Below are 17966 nucleotides of genomic sequence, written 5' to 3'. Positions count from 1 at the left end.
ATTATGCGTTCTTCCTAACTAACTCTCTTACAACCGAGAGAAATCATTGAAAAGTGCAAGCCCCATTAACAGCACCAGCAATATCGAGCCAATGCGATAACTAAAGTCTTGAACCCGCTCGGATACCGGTCCGCCCTTAAGCTTTTCAATCGCCAGGAACAGCAGATGCCCCCCGTCAAGAACGGGCAACGGAAACAGGTTGATTATCCCTAAGTTCACGCTAATCAGCGCAAGGAACATCAGATAATAAATCACCCCGAACTCCGCTGACATCCCAGCCCCCTGAGCGATAGAAATCGGCCCACTGAGGTTGTTCAGTTTCACATCACCGGTTATCAATTTTCCCAGCATACTGACCGTCAGCTTCATCAACTGCCACGTTTTATCCGTGGCCTGTGCAATGGCGCTGAATGGCCCATACTGGCGTACTGTCTTGTACTCATCCGGCAGAGGAATGATTTTCGGCACAACACCGGCAAACCCTTCTGCCTTCCCATTACCCGGTTTCGAATCCGGAATTAATGTCAAAGACAAGGCACTGCCCTGCCTTTCAATTTCCAGCGCTAACGGCTGACCCGGATTATCGCGCACCAGGTTCACGAACGTCATCCACTGCGTTAGCGGTTGACCATCGACTTTAACGATCCTGTCGCCAGCTTGCAAACCCGCCTTACTTGCGGCGGACTGAGCCTGGACTTCTGACAGCACCGGTTCAATCTGTGGTCCGCGCGGTCGAATCCCTAAAGAAGATACAGGATCTTCCTTATCAGGCTCAAATGCCCACTGCCGCAAATCCAGCGTTTTTTCCTGTCGCTGGTTGCTGCCGAAAGGCGCCACGCTGATTGTCGTCTGTTCGTCGCCAATTTTTGCGACCAACTGTAAACGCACTGCGTCCCAATCAGGGGTTTCGATACCATCAACGGCTTTAAGTTCCGTGCCAGGAATAATTTGCGCCTGAGCGGCAATCGAGTTGGGCGTAATTTCACCAACAACCGGACGAACACCGGGGACGCCGATGATAAACACCAGCCAGTAAGCGAAGATGGCAAAAAGGAAATTGGCAACCGGACCGGCGGCAATGATCGCGGCGCGCTGGCCGACGGTTTTGTTGTTGAAAGCGTGGTGGCGCAGCTCCGGAATCACCGGTTCCGCGCGCTCATCCAGCATTTTGACATAACCGCCCAGCGGGATCAGGGCGATGACATATTCGGTCCCAGACCGATCGGTACGGCGCCAGAGCGCTTTACCAAATCCAATGGAAAAGCGCTCGACACGGACACCGCAGCGCCGGGCAACCCAGAAATGACCAAATTCATGCACGGTGATCAGCACACCCAGTGCGACAATGAATGCAGCCAGATTCCAGAGAATACTCAGCATAAAACCTTCCGTTAAAGCGTCTTGAATACCAGTAACAACAGGCAAGCAAAGACCGGTACTGCCGCCGTCAGGCTGTCAATACGGTCCAGAATACCACCGTGTCCTGGAATCAAATGACCGCTGTCTTTAATTCCTGCTTCACGCTTAAACATGCTCTCAGTCAGATCGCCCAGCACGGAGGCCAGCGCAGCGACAATAGAACAGATTAATAAGGTGACAGGCGCAACATCCAGATTCGCCCACATGCCGTAACCCCAGGAGATCACAGCCGCTGTGGCAAGGCCACCAAAAAAGCCCTGCCAGGTTTTCCCCGGCGACACTTTCGGCGCCAGTTTATGTTTGCCAAACAGTTTGCCAAACATATACGCCCCGGAGTCCGCCCCCCAGACCAGGATCATGACATAGAGCAGCCATATTGCGCCACTGTAATGATTCTCGTCATAGTGCCATGCACGCAGCGCCAGCATTCCCCAGAAGAAGGGAACGATCGTGAGCACGCCAAAAATTATGCGTAATGTCTTCGAATTACGCCAGATCGTCGCCGAGTCGGGGTAAAAAAACACCAGCACTAACGCAACAACCCACCAGCCCAGCGATGCCCACAACGAGGCTTCGACCATCGGCTGATGAATATTATGATGATATTCCGGCAACAGAAACAGCATCAGTGCGAGCAATAGCCCACACAGCACCGCCAGCCAGACGCGTTGCGTGCGCGTGGCAAAACCGCTTAACTGTCCCCATTCCCACGCGGCCAGCATACAAACAACCAACGTCACAATGGCGAACCCCACCGGCGGCAGCAGAAACAGCGCCGCGATGACCACGGGTATTAAAACGAAAGCAGAAATTAGGCGATACTTCAGCAAAAGCGACCCCCATCAGGCTTTGTCATCACCGGGCTCGGTGCCGCCGAAACGACGCTCTCGATTAGCAAAGGCATGCAGTGCACCTTCAAAGTCTTGTTCATCGAAATCGGGCCAAAGAACATCTGTAAAGTAAAGTTCGGCATAGGCAATTTGCCAAAGCAAAAAGTTACTTATTCGATGCTCTCCCCCAGTCCTAATTACTAAATCCACCGGAGCCAGCTCATGCATACAGATTTGTTGGTTGAGCATGTCTTCATCAATCTGATCAGGACGCAGTAAACCTTCCTGCACCTGTTCTGCCAGTTGTCTGACTCCCTGGACAATGTCCCAACGTCCGCCGTAATTCGCCGCAATATTCAGCGTCAGCCCGGTATTCTGGGCGGTAAGCGCTTCAGACTTACGAATACGTTCTTGCAAACGCGAGTTAAATCGACTGGTGTCGCCAATAATGCGCAGGCGGACGTTATGGCGATGCAGGCTTTTCACTTCACTATCAAGCGCCCACACAAATAGCTCCATTAACGCACTCACTTCCTGCGCCGGTCGGTTCCAGTTTTCACTACTAAAGGCATACAGCGTTAACGCATCAATACCATTGTTGGCAGCAAAAGAGACGGCACGGCGGACGGATTTCGCTCCGGCCTTATGCCCAAATGCGCGAATCTTCCCTTGCTTTTTCGCCCAGCGACCATTGCCATCCATAATGATCGCGACATGGCGACAGCCATGTGCAGGCAAATTTTCGCTTACTGGTTGAGTTGCAGACAACATAACGCGTTTATAGTCCCTGAAAGGATTTAGCGGTACTCAGGAATACTGAAGCCTTTTGCTCTTCATCCTTCAGGCTGCCTCTTCGTTGGCTGTGATCATTCGCCTCAGTCACATACTCTTTGTATGCGCCTGGAAACTCATTCACTTGCCACCTTGATGCAACCTGAATGATTTTGTGCATCCACAAAAAAGCCGTGTCAAACCACGGCTTACCTGACCGAAAAAAGCCAAATACCTGCGATCAGGTGGCGCAGACTATATCACTGAAGCACAACGCTAACAAATAGCACGATCTCCTCCGGGAGGATAATCCTCAGCTTGCGAGTCGCATCACTTGTTTTCTGGCGACTTCTCGCGCAATCGCATCGACCTTAAGTACGTCATCGACGCTCTGCGGTTCTTGTAGATCCATCTGCTCCAGCACGGCTAAATTGAGATCGGCGATATCGGTAAAGCGTATTTCTTCAGCAAGAAATGCAGCAACGACAATTTCATTGGCTGCATTCAGCGCGGTTGTAGCGGCCTGCCCCTGCTCAAACGCCTCCATCGCCAGTTTCAGGCACGGGTAACGTTGGTAATCCGGCGCGCTAAACGTCAACGCACTGAGTTTGCAGAAATCGAGCGGTGCAACGCCAGAGGTTACGCGATTCGGCCAGGCCATCGTATGTGCGATAGGCGTGCGCATGTCTGGCTCACCCAGTTGCGCCAGAACGCTGCCGTCCTGATAACGCACCATCGAGTGAATCACCGACTGCGGGTGAATCAGCACTTCCATCTGACGGGCACTGGCGTTAAACAACCAACGCGCTTCAATGTATTCCAGACCTTTATTCATCATAGTGGCTGAGTCGACGGAGATCTTACGTCCCATCGACCAGTTCGGATGACGGCATGCCTGATCGGGCGTCATCGACACCAGTTCATGCAGCGGCGTTTCCCGGAACGGGCCACCAGACCCGGTAAGCAAAACGGACATCACGCCATTCTGCTCCAGGTCAGCGTATCCCAGATTGTGTTGAATGGGTTGGGGCATACTCTGAAAAATAGCGTTATGTTCGCTGTCTACCGGTAAAAGTCGGGCTTTACTGTGCTTCACGGCGTCCATGAACAGGCGTCCACAGGTCACCAAAGATTCTTTGTTTGCCAGCAGAATGGTTTTTCCCGCGCGAATGGCGGCAAGCGTTGGCAGCAGGCCCGCCGCGCCAACGATGGCCGCCATGACCTGATCGACCTCATCAAGCGCCGCCATATCACAAGCCGCCTGTTGCCCCCTGAGAACTTCCGTATGGCTACCATGCTGCTTCAGCGCGTCATTGAGAAGGCGCGCGCTGGCGTCATCGTCCATCACGGCATAACGCGGGGAGAATTCCAGGCACTGCTCCACCATACTGCTGACATTTTTACCTGCCACCAGCGCGATAACGCGAAAGTGCTCAGGGTTTTGACGCACCACGTCCAGCGTGCTGCAACCGATAGAGCCGGTCGAACCCAGAATGGTTAATTGCTTCATCAAACATCCGAAAAAAGAGACAGGATAAAAAGCAAAACGCCGCCAGCCGATCGTATGATCTTCTGAGCGGCGTTTTGAGCGTACAGCGGAATCAGAACTGCATCAGTTCTGCTTCTTTATCTGCCAGCGCCGCATCCACTTTCTTGATGGCGGCATCCGTCATTTTCTGTACGTCGTCCTGAGAACGGCGATCGTCATCTTCGCTGATCTCTTTGTCTTTCAGCAGTGCTTTCACTTTGTCGTTCGCGTCACGGCGGACGTTACGTACGGCAACACGCGCCTGTTCAGCTTCACCACGAACGATTTTCGTCAGATCTTTGCGACGCTCTTCCGTCAGCGGAGGCAGCGGAACGCGAATATCGCTGCCTGCGGAGCTCGGGTTCAGACCGAGGTCAGAAGCCATAATCGCTTTCTCAACGGCCGGGCTCATGGAGCGATCAAACACGTTGATTTTCAGGGTACGGGAATCTTCTACCGTTACGCTTGCCAGCTGACGCAACGGCGTTGGCGTGCCGTAATATTCCACGACAATGCCATCCAGCAGGCTGGGAGAAGCACGACCCGTGCGTATTTTGCTGATTTGGTTTTTGAACGCTTCTACGCATTTTTCCATGCGTACTTCAGCATCTTTTCTGATATCGCTAATCACGTTACGAATCCTTGGATACTAGTCTCAGTCAGACCAGACAGCACACAATACACTTCATCCTTCAAGCTGCCTCTGCGTTGACTGCAAGCGTTCACTCCAGTCACGTACTCAGGTACGCTCCTGGAGATTCACGCTCTTGTCGCCTTGACGCAGCATGAATGACTTTGTGTATTCAGAATGTGCTCAGTATAGTCTCGTTTAATTTATGACACAGGATATAAAAGTCCCGCCGGGTAAAGGCAAATCTTACCCGTAATTGGCCAATACGGGAATTATTCCGTAATTAATGTGCCTTCTTTTTCACCCATGACGACGCGACGCAGTGCGCCAGGTTTGTTCATGTTAAAGACACGAATCGGCAATTTGTGGTCACGCGCCAGCGTAAACGCCGCCAGATCCATCACTTTCAGTTCTTTATCCAGAACTTCATTGTAGGTCAACTGCTCGTACATCGTAGCAGCAGGATCTTTCGCCGGATCGGCAGTAAAGACGCCATCGACTTTCGTCGCTTTCAGCACCACGTCGGCTTCGATTTCAATGCCACGCAGGCACGCCGCAGAGTCAGTGGTGAAGAAAGGATTACCGGTACCCGCAGAGAGGATAACCACGCGGTTATTACGCAGCAGGCTGATAGCCTCTGCCCAGCTGTAGTTGTCGCATACGCCATTCAGTGGGATAGCGGACATCAGGCGGGCGTTCACATAGGCGCGGTGAAGCGCATCGCGCATTGCCAGGCCGTTCATCACGGTGGCCAGCATGCCCATGTGGTCGCCCACAACTCGGTTCATACCCGCTTTCGCCAGACCAGCACCACGGAACAAGTTACCGCCACCAATCACCACACCAACCTGAATACCCAGTTCAACCAGTTCTTTGATTTCCTGAGCCATACGATCCAGTATGCTTGCGTCAATACCGAAGCCTTCCGAACCCTGCAGAGCTTCGCCACTTAACTTAAGCAGAATGCGTTTATAGACGGGTTTTGCATTGGTAGCCATGTTTCTTTCCTGAGACTGTCAACGATTAAAAATGGGGGTAAATTCTGGCGACAATGATATGTCGCTACTCAGTACAACGAAATAAGAGCCATACTGATTTTGCGAGACGGGTGACAAAAAGAAGCCGCCCTCAGGCGGCTCCTTTTCGACAATTAAGACTGCTTGGACATCGCAGCAACTTCTGCTGCAAAGTCAGTCTCAACTTTCTCGATGCCTTCGCCCACTTCGAAGCGGATGAAGCCAGTAACGTCAGCGTTGTGCTCTTTCAGCAGCTGACCAACAGACTTGCTTGGCTCCATAACGAAAGGCTGACCCGTCAGAGAAACTTCGCCGGTGAATTTCTTCATGCGGCCTTCAACCATTTTCTCTGCGATTTCTTTCGGCTTACCAGACTGCATCGCGATGTCCAGCTGAACCTGGTATTCTTTTTCTACCACTTCAGCAGACACGTCTTCCGGCTTAACAAATTCAGGCTTGCTTGCAGCAACGTGCATTGCCAGCTGCTTAACCAGCTCTTCGTCTGCGCCTTTAGCGGCAACCAGAACACCGATGCGCGCACCGTGCTGGTAGCTACCCAGAACGTCACCTTCCAGGGAAGCGATACGGCGGATGTTGATGTTCTCACCGATTTTCGCTACCAGCGCAACGCGCTCTTCTTCGAACTGCGCTTTCAGCACTTCAACGTCAGTGATTTTGCCAGCAACAGCGGCATCCAGCACTTTGTCAGCAAATGCCTGGAAACCACCATCTTTAGCAACGAAGTCAGTCTGGCAGTTAACTTCCAGAATGAAAGCGATGTTGCCGTCGATTTTGGTTTTGATCACGCCGTCAGCAGCAACGTTGCCTGCTTTTTTCGCCGCTTTGATAGCGCCGGACTTACGCATGTTTTCGATTGCCAGCTCGATGTCGCCATTAGCTTCAGTCAGTGCTTTTTTGCAATCCATCATGCCTGCGCCAGTACGCTCACGCAGCTCTTTTACCAGGGATGCGGTAATTTCAGCCATTCTAAAATCCTCGGAAGATTTGATCTGCCCGGCGTCAAACCGCACAGATTTAAAAGTGAAAAAGGGGGCCATATACAGGCCCCCTAACCAAACATGATACTACCTGGTTTATAAGGGCTCTTCCCCTTCATATTCCGAACCGCAGGAGCGTTTTCTTCGCTCGCTCATCCCAGTCACTTACTGATGTAAGCTCCCGGGAATTCTCGAGCTTGCCGCCTTCCTGCAACTCGCACTATTTCAGGGAAGTTATCAAGCCTTATTATTCAGCTTCTACGAAGCTTTCTTCCGCCTGGGAAGCCAGATCCTGAGAACGGCCTTCACGAACGGTTGCAGCAACAGCGCCCAGGTACAGGCTAACAGCACGGATTGCGTCGTCGTTACCCGGGATAACGAAGTCAACACCATCCGGATCAGAGTTGGTATCAACGATAGCAAATACCGGAATACCCAGGTTGTTTGCTTCTTTGATAGCAATGTGCTCGTGGTCAGCATCGATGACGAACAGAGCGTCCGGCAGACCGCCCATGTCTTTGATACCGCCCAGGCTGTTTTCCAGTTTCTCAAGCTCACGAGTACGCATCAGCGCTTCTTTCTTGGTCAGCTTTTCGAAAGTACCGTCCTGAGACTGAGTTTCCAGGTCTTTCAGACGTTTGATGGACTGACGAACGGTTTTCCAGTTAGTCAGCATACCGCCCAGCCAGCGATGGTTCACGAAGAACTGGTCGCAGCTGTTAGCAGCGTCTTTCACCGCTTCGCTTGCAGCGCGTTTAGTACCAACGAAAAGGATTTTACCTTTACGAGAAGCAATCTTGTTCAGTTCAGCCAGCGCTTCGTTGAACATCGGTACAGTTTTCTCAAGGTTGATGATGTGAACTTTGTTACGCGCACCGAAGATGAACGGCTTCATTTTCGGGTTCCAGTAACGGGTCTGGTGACCGAAGTGAACACCAGCCTTGAGCATGTCGCGCATGGAAACAGTTGCCATGATTAAAACCTCTATAGATAAAGTTGGGGTTATGCCTCCACGTATCCCATATTACCGACCCCAAAGGGCACCCCGGAATATGTGCCGATACGTGTGTGTTGTTACACAAAGTGAGATTTGTCGCTTCCGTCCATTCTGTGTATACGAAATGAGATCGGAAGTCCGGCGCGCTTTATACCACAAATACGCCGTGGACACCAATAATTGTTGGCTTGCTGTGCTGTTAATGATTCTCAATTTGGCAGCATGTATGCTGGACTGATACCATTGACAGCACTTACACAATTATTGTCGAAATAATCGACACTGATGGACAGAATTCATGGCTATCTCAATCAAGACCCCTGAAGAAATCGAAAAAATGCGCGTCGCGGGCCGTCTGGCCGCGGAAGTGCTGGAGATGATCGAACCGTATATCAAACCGGGCGTTAGCACGGGTGAACTGGATCGTATCTGTAACGACTACATCGTTAACGAGCAACATGCGATCTCGGCCTGTCTCGGCTATCACGGTTATCCGAAATCCGTCTGCATCTCTATTAATGAAGTGGTATGTCACGGGATTCCGGATGATGCCAAACATCTAAAAGATGGCGATATCGTCAACATCGACGTGACCGTCATTAAAGACGATTACCACGGCGATACCTCCAAAATGTTTATCGTTGGCAAACCGACCATACTGGGCGAGCGTCTGTGCCGCGTCACCCAGGAAAGCCTGTATCTGGCGCTGCGAATGGTGAAACCAGGTATCCGTCTGCGTACGCTCGGTGCGGCGATCCAGAAATATGCGGAAGGAGAAGGTTTCTCCGTGGTGCGTGAATACTGCGGACACGGCATTGGTCGTGGCTTCCACGAAGAGCCGCAGGTGCTGCACTATGATGCGGATGACGGCGGCGTGGTGCTGAAACCGGGCATGACCTTTACCATCGAACCGATGCTCAACGCCGGTGATTACCGTATCCGCACAATGAAAGACGGCTGGACGGTCAAAACCAAAGACCGGAGCTTGTCTGCACAATACGAGCATACTATTGTGGTGACCGATAACGGCTGTGAAATTCTGACGTTACGTAAGGATGACACCATCCCGGCGGTCATTACGCACGACGCATAACTTTTTTGCCTGATGGCGCTCTCGCTTATCAGGCCTACAAATGGCACTATTCCGTAGGCCGGATAAGGCACTTTCGCCATATCCGGCTTTTTTAATGGGTGGCGCATAATGAATACACTTCCTGAACAACACGCGAATACCGCACTCCCCACCCTCCCCGGTCAGCCGCAGAACCCGGGGACCTGGTCTCGCGACGAACTCACCGTCGCCGGAATCAAAACGCATATCGACGCGTTCCAGCAATGGCTGGGCGATGCCTTCGACAGCGGGATTTCCGCCGAACAGCTGATTGAAGCCCGGACCGAGTTTATCGACCAGTTGCTGCAACGTCTGTGGATCGACGCCGGTTTTGGACAGATTGCCGATCTGGCGCTGGTCGCCGTCGGTGGCTACGGACGCGGTGAGCTTCACCCGCTTTCCGATATCGACCTGCTCATCCTGAGTCGTAAAAAATTACCGGACGATCAAGCGCAAAAGGTCGGCGAGCTGCTGACATTGCTGTGGGACGTCAAACTGGAGGTCGGGCACAGCGTACGTACGCTGGAAGAATGCCTGCTGGAAGGCTTGTCGGACCTGACCGTCGCCACCAACCTGATTGAAACCCGTCTGTTGATTGGCGACGTGGCCCTTTTTCTGGCGCTGCAAAAACATATCTTCAGCGAAGGTTTCTGGCCCTCCGACAAGTTCTACGCCGCCAAAGTGGAAGAGCAGCATCAGCGCCACCAGCGCTATCACGGCACCAGCTATAACCTCGAGCCGGATATCAAAAGTAGCCCCGGCGGTCTGCGCGATATCCACACGCTGCAGTGGGTCGCCCGTCGCCATTTTGGCGCTACCTCGCTCGACGAAATGGTCGGCTTCGGCTTTTTGACTCAGGCAGAGCGCGCTGAGCTCAACGAGTGCCTGCACATTCTGTGGCGCATTCGTTTTGCCCTGCATTTAGTGGTCAGTCGTTACGATAACCGCCTGCTGTTCGATCGCCAGTTGAGCGTCGCTCAGCGCCTGAATTACAGTGGCGAAGGCAACGAGCCGGTTGAGCAGATGATGAAGGATTACTTCCGCGTCACCCGCCGCGTCACGGAACTCAACCAGATGCTGCTGCAGCTGTTTGACGAAGCGATCCTCGCGCTGTCCGCCGACGAAAAGCCGCGTCCTATTGATGACGATTTTCAACTGCGCGGCACGCTGATCGATCTGCGTCAGGACGATCTGTTCATCCGCGAACCGGAAGCGATCCTGCGGATGTTCTACACCATGGTACGCAACAGTGCGATCACCGGGATCTACTCCACCACCCTGCGCCATCTGCGCCATGCGCGCCGCCATCTGAATCAGCCGCTGTGCTACATCCCGGAGGCGCGATCGCTGTTTCTCAGTATGCTGCGTCACCCTGGTGCGGTCAGCCGCGGTCTGCTGCCGATGCACCGCCATAGCGTGCTGTGGGCCTACATGCCGCAGTGGTCACGTATTGTCGGGCAGATGCAGTTTGACCTGTTCCATGCTTACACGGTGGACGAACACACGATTCGCGTGATGCTGAAGCTGGAAAGTTTTGCCAAAGAAGAGACCCGTCAGCGCCACCCATTGTGTGTGGATCTCTGGCCGCGTCTGCGCCAGCCTGAGCTAATTTTCATCGCCGCGCTGTTCCATGATATTGCCAAAGGACGCGGCGGCGACCACTCGGTGCTGGGCGCACAGGACGTGCTCAAGTTTGCGGAACTGCACGGCCTGAACTCGCGCGAAACGCAGCTGATTGCCTGGCTGGTTCGCCAGCACCTGCTGATGTCGGTGACCGCTCAGCGCCGGGATATTCAGGATCCCGAAGTGATTAAGCAGTTCGCCGAAGAAGTACAGACGGAACATCGCCTGCGCTTCCTGGTTTGCCTGACGGTGGCGGATATATGCGCCACTAACGAAACGCTATGGAACAGCTGGAAGCAAAGTTTGCTGCGCGAGCTGTACTTCGCCACGGAAAAACAGCTGCGTCGGGGAATGCAAAACACGCCGGATATGCGTGAACGCGTGCGCCATCACCAGTTGCAGGCGCTGGCGCTGCTGCGGATGGATAACATTGATGAAGAAGCATTGCACCATATCTGGTCGCGCTGTCGCGCCAACTACTTCGTGCGCCACAGCCCGAACCAGCTGGCCTGGCATGCGCGTCATCTGTTGCAGCACGATCTCAGCGAGCCGCTAATTCTGCTCAGCCCGCAGGCAACGCGCGGCGGGACGGAAATCTTCATCTGGAGTCCGGATCGCCCGTATCTGTTTGCCGCCGTCTGCGCCGAGCTGGACCGGCGTAACCTCAGCGTCCACGATGCTCAGATTTTCACCACCCGCGATGGCATGGCGATGGATACCTTTATCGTACTGGAACCGGACGGCAGCCCGCTGTCGTCAGACAGGCATGAAGCCATCCGCTTTGGGCTGGAACAGGCAATCACCCAGCGCAGCTGGCAGCCGCCGCAGCCGCGCCGACAGCCGGCAAAATTACGCCACTTTACCGTCGATACCGAGGTCACATTCCTGCCCACGCACACCGACCGCAAATCGTTCCTCGAGCTTATCGCGCTCGATCAGCCAGGGCTGCTGGCGCGGGTCGGGCAAATTTTTGCCGATCTGGGAATTTCGCTTCATGGCGCCCGAATTACAACCATTGGTGAGCGAGTAGAAGATTTATTCATAATCGCTACAGCAGACCGGCGTGCACTTAATAATGCGCTGCAGCAGGAAGTGCATCAACGGTTGACAGAGGCCCTCAATCCAAACGATAAAGGGTAGTGTGTTTATTTATAGGGAAAGAGTTTAACAATGCAGCAGTTACAGAACGTTATTGAGACCGCTTTTGAGCGCCGTGCCGACATTACTCCGGCCAATGTGGATACCGTGACCCGTGAAGCGGTGAATCAGGTGATTTCCCTGCTGGACTCCGGCGCGCTGCGCGTGGCAGAAAAGGTAGACGGTCAGTGGGTGACTCACCAGTGGTTGAAGAAAGCGGTGCTGCTCTCTTTCCGTATCAACGATAACCAGGTGATCGATGGCGCGGAAAGCCGCTACTTCGATAAAGTGCCGATGAAATTCGCCGACTACGACGAAGCACGCTTCCAGAAAGAAGGCTTCCGTGTGGTTCCGCCTGCGGCAGTTCGTCAGGGTGCGTTTATCGCCCGTAACACCGTGCTGATGCCGTCCTATGTCAACATCGGCGCTTACGTTGATGAAGGCACGATGGTCGATACCTGGGCAACCGTTGGTTCCTGCGCGCAGATCGGTAAGAACGTTCACCTGTCCGGCGGCGTCGGCATCGGTGGCGTACTGGAGCCGCTGCAGGCGAACCCGACCATCATCGAAGATAACTGCTTTATCGGCGCGCGTTCTGAAGTCGTAGAAGGCGTGATTGTCGAAGAAGGCTCGGTGATTTCGATGGGCGTTTATATTGGTCAGAGCACCCGCATTTACGACCGTGAAACCGGTGAAGTCCATTATGGTCGCGTTCCGGCAGGCTCCGTTGTCGTTTCCGGCAACCTGCCGTCGAAAGATGGCAAGTACAGCCTGTACTGTGCGGTAATAGTGAAAAAAGTCGACGCCAAAACCCGTGGCAAGGTCGGCATCAACGAGTTATTGCGTACCATCGACTAACGGCGATTTGAAAAAGCGGGCTTAGCCCGCTTTTTTTACATCTGCGAGTGGCAGAAACAGGGCTTTTCGTTAATTATTCAATAGTTATAGTGAGCTTAAGGGTACCGCTATGTATGACAATCTGAAAAGTCTGGGCATTACTAATCCTGAAGAAATCGATCGTTACAGCCTGCGGCAAGAAGCCAATAACGATATCCTGAAAATCTATTTCCAGAAGGATAAAGGTGAGTTCTTTGCCAAAAGCGTGAAGTTTAAATACCCCCGCCAGCGCAAAACCGTGGTTGCCGATGGAGTGGGTCAGGGATACAAAGAGGTACAGGAGATCAGTCCCAACCTGCGCTATGTGATCGACGAACTCGATCAGATCTGCCAGCGCGATCGCACGGAAGTGGATCTGAAACGTAAGATCCTTGATGATTTACGCCATCTGGAAAGCGTGGTGGCGAATAAGATCACCGAAATCGAAGCCGATCTGGAAAAGCTGACGCGAAAATAAGCAGTTTGTTGCCGGATGGCGGCGTCATATGCCTTATCAGGCCTACAGGCACATCCGCGTAGGCCTGATAAGCGTAGCCCCATCAGGCAATGAATCAATGCTGCTCATCCAGCTGTAACGCCACGTACAGCAGCAGCCGATCGTCGAAATTCCCCAAATCCAGCCCGGTCAATTCCGAGATGCGATTCAGTCGATATTCCAGCGTATTCCGGTGAATAAACAGCGCCTTAGAGGTCGCCAGCGGCTGCACGTTGTGGCGAAACCACGCCGCCAGAGTGCGGCGCAACAGGCCGTTATTGTCCATCGCCTTCAGCCGCACCAACGGACGCGCCAGCTCATTGGCCTGCCAGCCGCCGCGCAGACTGTCGAGCAGTACCGGCAGCATTAAGTCCTGATAAAAGTAGCTGCGGCTTTCCGGCATTCGTTGTTTGCCGACCATCATCGTCGTGCGCGCAGTACGGTACGAACGCGCGATACTGCCAGGCCCGGTAAAATAGTTGCCCAGCGAAACGCGAAAGCGCAACTGTCCGTTCTCTTTCATGCGCGCAATCAGCTGTTCAACGCGCTTGCGGTGATCTTCGGCATCCCAACGGCCAAACGAATTCAACGCCGGTTTTAACACCACCATCTCGGTCAGCGAAACGATCGCAATCAGGTTATTACGCTCCGGGGTGGTCAGTGCATTCTGTAATTGCTGCAATTCCGCCATAGCGCTGTCCACGCCGAGTTGTCCGCTGTCCACTTCCACCACCGCCACCACGCGCGGCTGGTTGAGGTCGATACCTAAACGTTGCGCCCACTCGGTCAACGCTGGCGTGTTCTCTTCCGCCTGAATCAGGTTCATCACCAGCTCTTCACGCAGGCGACTGTCCTGGGCCAGCAGATGCATCAGGCGCGACTGCTCCAGCATCATCTCCGCCGTCATGCACACCAGTTCGCCATATTTGCGCAGATGTTCCGGTTCGCCGGTCAGGCCAATCACGCCCACAATTTCGCCTTCCAGGCGCAGCGGCAGGTTAATCCCCTGACGAACGCCATGCAGATGACGCGCAACGGCATCATCGATATCCACCACGCGGCCCTGAGAGAGGACTAACAGCGCGCCTTCGTGCAATTCCCCAATTCGCTCGCGATCGCCGCTGCCGATGATCCGTCCACGGGCATCCATCACGTTGATATTGGTATCAATAATGCGCATCGTGCGTGCCACGATATCCTGCGCCATTTTGGTATCAAGATGCCAGCCAGCCATAAAGCCCTCCTGTGAGCAGAGCTCCAGCATAAAGAAGATAACAAACGCTGACATTGTGCAGATGCACAAAGCAAAGGGAAGAAGTATGGAGTTGTGGGAAATATCACAAAAAGAAACCCCTTCCTGTGACAGGAAGGGGTTTTAGGGAGATTACTGCATCAACAGGTAGATATTGCTGTCGCCACGCTGAATGTTCAACGCCAGGACAGACGGTTTGCTGTCGAGGATTTTACGCAGTTCGGCGATGTTTTTCACCGGCTGCTGGTTAGCGCCGACAATCACATCCCCTTTCTTCAGGCCAATCTGCGCCGCCGGGGTGTTCGCTTTCACGTTGTTCACCACGACGCCTTTATCCTGACCTTTGTTACTCATTTCAGCCCCTTCAATACCGCTGAAGATGGAGCTGGAATCAACCTGAGTCTGGCTGCTCTGCTGCAGTTCCAGATTCACGGTAACCGGCTTACCGTCGCGCAGCAGGCCGAGGGTAATTTTGCTGCCCACCGGCATGGTGCCAACCTGCGCACGCAGTGCGGCAAAGCTGCTGATCGGCTTACCGTTCAGGGAAGTGATCACATCCCCGGCTTTAATTCCAGCCTTCGAAGCGGACGAGTTCGGCATGACCTGGCTGACAAAGGCACCGCGCTGTGCATCGACTTTCATCGCTTTCGCCAGTTCGGAGCTCAGTTCGGTACCCATGATACCCAGTTCGCCGCGTTTCACCTGGCCGAATTCCACCATCTGAGAGGTCAGGTTTTTCACCATATTGCTCGGGATCGCAAATCCGATACCGATGTTGCCGCCGTCCGGCGCGAGGATCGCCGTGTTAATACCGATCAACTCGCCGTTCAGGTTAACCAACGCGCCGCCGGAGTTACCGCGGTTGATCGCCGCATCGGTCTGAATGAAGTTTTCATAGTTCTGCGCATTCAGGCCGCTACGGCCCAGCGCAGAGACGATACCGGAAGTGACCGTCTCGCCGAGACCAAACGGGTTACCGATGGCGACAGTGTAATCCCCCACTCGCAGGGTGTCAGAGTCAGCCAGCTTAATCGCCGTCAGGTTTTTCGGATCCTGAATCTGGATCAGCGCAATATCAGAGCGCGGGTCTTTGCCGACGATCTTAGCGTCGAATTTACGGCCATCGCTCAGTTGAACCTTAATCACCGTGGCGTTATCCACCACGTGGTTGTTGGTGACGACATAGCCTTTCGCGGCATCAATGATGACACCGGAACCCAGCGCCATAAACTTCTGCTGCTGGCCGCCGCCATTACCGCCCTGTGGGCCGCCCTGGCAGAAAGGCGAACTCTGGAACGGGGAACCGTCCTGGCAGAACGGGGAATCATCACCAAAGAACTGCTGGAAATTACGCGGCATCCGCGGCGTATTGACGGTTGTGCTACCTTCCACGTTAATGCTGACCACCGATGGCATCACTTTTTCGAGCATCGGTGCCAGACTTGGCATCTGCTGTGCGGTCGTCGCTGATGCAGTTTCAGCCGCCGTTGCAGAAAGCGGGGATAACGCCAAACCTAAACTCAGAGCCAGTGCACTCATTGCTAATGTGGTTTTTTTCATGTGTCTCAATCTCAATTAACAGATAACGCAAAATTGCTGTGTACGTCAGATTCATTTTATAACGCTAAGTTCCGGACAGAAGTTTATGGAAAAGGTAAAAATTTATTGTCCGTCTTTACAAAACTCAGTCTATTGTTCGACCGCCATCAGGCGGCGGTATTCATCCCATGCATAGAGGTCTGTCATGCCGCTGATATAATCCTGGATCAGCCGGCAACGATAATAATATTCCAGCACGGGATACTCAGGCGAATCTGGTGTTAATTTACCCACGGCCTCCACATAGGCCAGTCGGTGACGCGTTGACAATTTCTGAAATAAGCGGGATTCGATAGGAAAGCGCTGCAGGCGTTCTTTTTCCACCAGCTCACTGAAATCCGCAAGCGGCAGGCTTAATAAAGGACGGTAGATATCGAGTAAGCCACTGATCACCCGATAGCCCTGTAATTCGAGTTGCTCCACATCAGGATGGCTAAACACATGTTTCATCGCAACATTTTTATAGATTTTCAGCAGGCGACTAAAGCTGCTGCCGTCTTCCAGCAATGCCTGATTAAACCTTCCGTCAAAGATTTGTTCCAGGTTATCAATAAAACGCTGCGCGGCGTAGGGCACCAGTTTATTAAGTGTATTCACCCGCAAATACATGAAAAATTGATCTTCAGTACTGCGGCTCAGATAATTCGCCCGTGATTTGTCCCAGGCATTTTCGACAACCTGCGCAAAGAGCGAACCTTTCTCATGCTCCCCCCAGGCCTCATATAAATGATGATAGAGTTGCTCAACGCTGAAGATTCTTTTCTCTACCGCATCTTCCAGATCGGCGACACAATAAGAGATATCGTCGGCGGCTTCCATTATCCACGTTAACGGAAAGCGACTGTAAACCGCCAGATCGAGTTCTTTACGTAACCTCGCAATATACGGTTCTTCAGAAAGGTAATAGCCGGGTTTTTTCATTAAATAGTTGTGCGTCGCGGGCGTTTCTCCCCGCCACCATGCCGGACGGGTATATTTTAAGATCCCGCCGACCTGGGCCCATGTCAGGTTCATTCGCATCAAGGTATGTACCAGCCGAATCCCCTGAGCATTCCCTTCGAAATGACACAGGTCCTGGCGTACTTTACGGCGGATATCGTTCAACGACTCCTCGCCTTCGCGCAGACGCAACGTCGCCACAATGCAACGATCTTCGGTTAAGGGTTGGCTTTCCGCATCCGCCGGATGTAAGCGCTGGCGAAACCAGTCGTTGATCGCCGCCTCGCCAAAATGCCCAAACGGCGGGTTGCCAATGTCATGCATCAGGCAGGACATTTCGACGATGCTCTCAAACGGTCCCGTTAACTCATCCAGGCCGTATGGTTCCAGCAGTTTTTGTTCTTTGAGGCGGCTTAAAATCTCTTTGGCGATATAACGCCCCACCTGCTGAACTTCCATCGAATGGGTAAGGCGCGTACGCACGGCGGCATTACGCTCAAGGGGAAACACCTGGGTTTTCTGCTGCAGGCGACGGATCGCCGGAGAGTTAATAATGCGTCCACGGTCGCTTTCAAAAATGCGCAGGATCTCATGCTCAGTTTTGACCCCTTGCGGTGAACGAAAACGACGGTGCCAGTTTATTTTTTTCCGGAAATCAATCTGTGACATGTCCTCTCCCGCGTGAGAATGCACTTCGCCTTAAGCGCATGATAGACTATGCCTTTAAATCTCACCTGGCGCGA

The 17966-nt window shown here is 53.2% G+C and carries 15 protein-coding genes; 4 read left to right on the top strand and 11 right to left on the bottom strand.

Going from position 1 to position 17966, the window contains the following annotated elements; genetic code table 11:
- Window positions 1-27: 27 nt before the first annotated feature.
- The 8 genes from rseP to rpsB all read right to left on the bottom strand — a co-directional run bounded on the left by rseP (window position 28) and on the right by rpsB (window position 8166).
- Window positions 28-1380 carry a sigma E protease regulator RseP gene (gene rseP / locus AOY24_RS19270; protein WP_044255374.1) on the bottom strand — a complete coding sequence of 451 codons (1353 nt, stop codon included), beginning with the start codon at window positions 1378-1380 and terminating at the stop codon, window positions 28-30.
- Between the two features lie 11 nt (window positions 1381-1391).
- Window positions 1392-2249, bottom strand: a complete 858-nt coding sequence (gene cdsA, locus AOY24_RS19265; protein ID WP_042997863.1) for a phosphatidate cytidylyltransferase — start codon at window positions 2247-2249, stop codon at window positions 1392-1394.
- Window positions 2250-2261: 12 nt separating this feature from the next.
- Window positions 2262-3020, bottom strand: coding sequence for a (2E,6E)-farnesyl-diphosphate-specific ditrans,polycis-undecaprenyl-diphosphate synthase (gene ispU, locus AOY24_RS19260; RefSeq protein ID WP_042997864.1), 759 nt, complete (start codon window positions 3018-3020; stop codon window positions 2262-2264).
- Window positions 3021-3333: 313 nt separating this feature from the next.
- On the bottom strand, window positions 3334-4530 hold the full coding sequence (gene ispC / locus AOY24_RS19255; RefSeq protein ID WP_054177180.1) for a 1-deoxy-D-xylulose-5-phosphate reductoisomerase: 1197 nt from the start codon (window positions 4528-4530) through the stop codon (window positions 3334-3336).
- Between the two features lie 91 nt (window positions 4531-4621).
- Window positions 4622-5179, bottom strand: coding sequence for a ribosome recycling factor (gene frr / locus AOY24_RS19250; protein ID WP_042323692.1), 558 nt, complete (start codon window positions 5177-5179; stop codon window positions 4622-4624).
- A 272-nt stretch (window positions 5180-5451) separates the two neighbouring features.
- Entirely contained in the window at window positions 5452-6177 is a 726-nt protein-coding gene (gene pyrH / locus AOY24_RS19245; protein WP_042997866.1) for a UMP kinase, read from the bottom strand.
- Between the two features lie 152 nt (window positions 6178-6329).
- The gene (gene tsf / locus AOY24_RS19240) at window positions 6330-7181 is read right to left on the bottom strand and encodes a translation elongation factor Ts (protein WP_042323696.1); all 852 of its coding nucleotides are present in this window, start codon (window positions 7179-7181) and stop codon (window positions 6330-6332) included.
- Window positions 7182-7440: 259 nt separating this feature from the next.
- Window positions 7441-8166: a 30S ribosomal protein S2 gene (gene rpsB, locus AOY24_RS19235; protein ID WP_012133990.1), complete on the bottom strand. Its 726-nt coding sequence runs from the start codon at window positions 8164-8166 to the stop codon at window positions 7441-7443.
- A gap of 322 nt (window positions 8167-8488) precedes the next feature.
- On the opposite strand from rpsB, the gene map reads away from it, so the two are divergent.
- From map to AOY24_RS19215, 4 genes are all read left to right on the top strand, one after another.
- Complete coding sequence (gene map / locus AOY24_RS19230) at window positions 8489-9283, top strand: type I methionyl aminopeptidase (protein ID WP_042997867.1); 795 nt, start codon at window positions 8489-8491, stop codon at window positions 9281-9283.
- 108 nt (window positions 9284-9391) lie between these two features.
- Window positions 9392-12064: a bifunctional uridylyltransferase/uridylyl-removing protein GlnD gene (glnD, locus tag AOY24_RS19225; protein WP_042997868.1), complete on the top strand. Its 2673-nt coding sequence runs from the start codon at window positions 9392-9394 to the stop codon at window positions 12062-12064.
- A gap of 30 nt (window positions 12065-12094) precedes the next feature.
- Window positions 12095-12919, top strand: a complete 825-nt coding sequence (dapD, locus tag AOY24_RS19220) for a 2,3,4,5-tetrahydropyridine-2,6-dicarboxylate N-succinyltransferase (protein WP_042997869.1) — start codon at window positions 12095-12097, stop codon at window positions 12917-12919.
- Between the two features lie 109 nt (window positions 12920-13028).
- A complete protein-coding gene (locus tag AOY24_RS19215; RefSeq protein ID WP_042997870.1) occupies window positions 13029-13415 on the top strand; it encodes a DUF3461 family protein in 387 nt (128 codons plus the stop codon).
- Between the two features lie 94 nt (window positions 13416-13509).
- Here AOY24_RS19215 and cdaR read toward each other — a convergent pair whose 3' ends face one another.
- The 3 genes from cdaR to dgt form a co-directional block, all read right to left on the bottom strand.
- Entirely contained in the window at window positions 13510-14667 is a 1158-nt protein-coding gene (cdaR, locus tag AOY24_RS19210; protein WP_044255383.1) for a DNA-binding transcriptional regulator CdaR, read from the bottom strand.
- Between the two features lie 150 nt (window positions 14668-14817).
- Window positions 14818-16245 (bottom strand): serine endoprotease DegP, encoded by a 1428-nt coding sequence (gene degP / locus AOY24_RS19205; RefSeq protein WP_044255385.1) that lies wholly within the window; start codon window positions 16243-16245, stop codon window positions 14818-14820.
- Window positions 16246-16374: 129 nt separating this feature from the next.
- Window positions 16375-17892 carry a dGTPase gene (gene dgt, locus AOY24_RS19200; RefSeq protein WP_042997873.1) on the bottom strand — a complete coding sequence of 506 codons (1518 nt, stop codon included), beginning with the start codon at window positions 17890-17892 and terminating at the stop codon, window positions 16375-16377.
- Window positions 17893-17966 lie beyond the last annotated feature (74 nt).

The sequence above is a fragment of the Citrobacter sp. CtB7.12 genome (assembly GCF_001297795.1).
Lineage (GTDB): Bacteria > Pseudomonadota > Gammaproteobacteria > Enterobacterales > Enterobacteriaceae > Citrobacter_A > Citrobacter_A amalonaticus.
The sequence above is the reverse complement of the archived record's forward strand: the minus strand, read 5'-3'. Positions and strand labels throughout refer to the sequence as shown.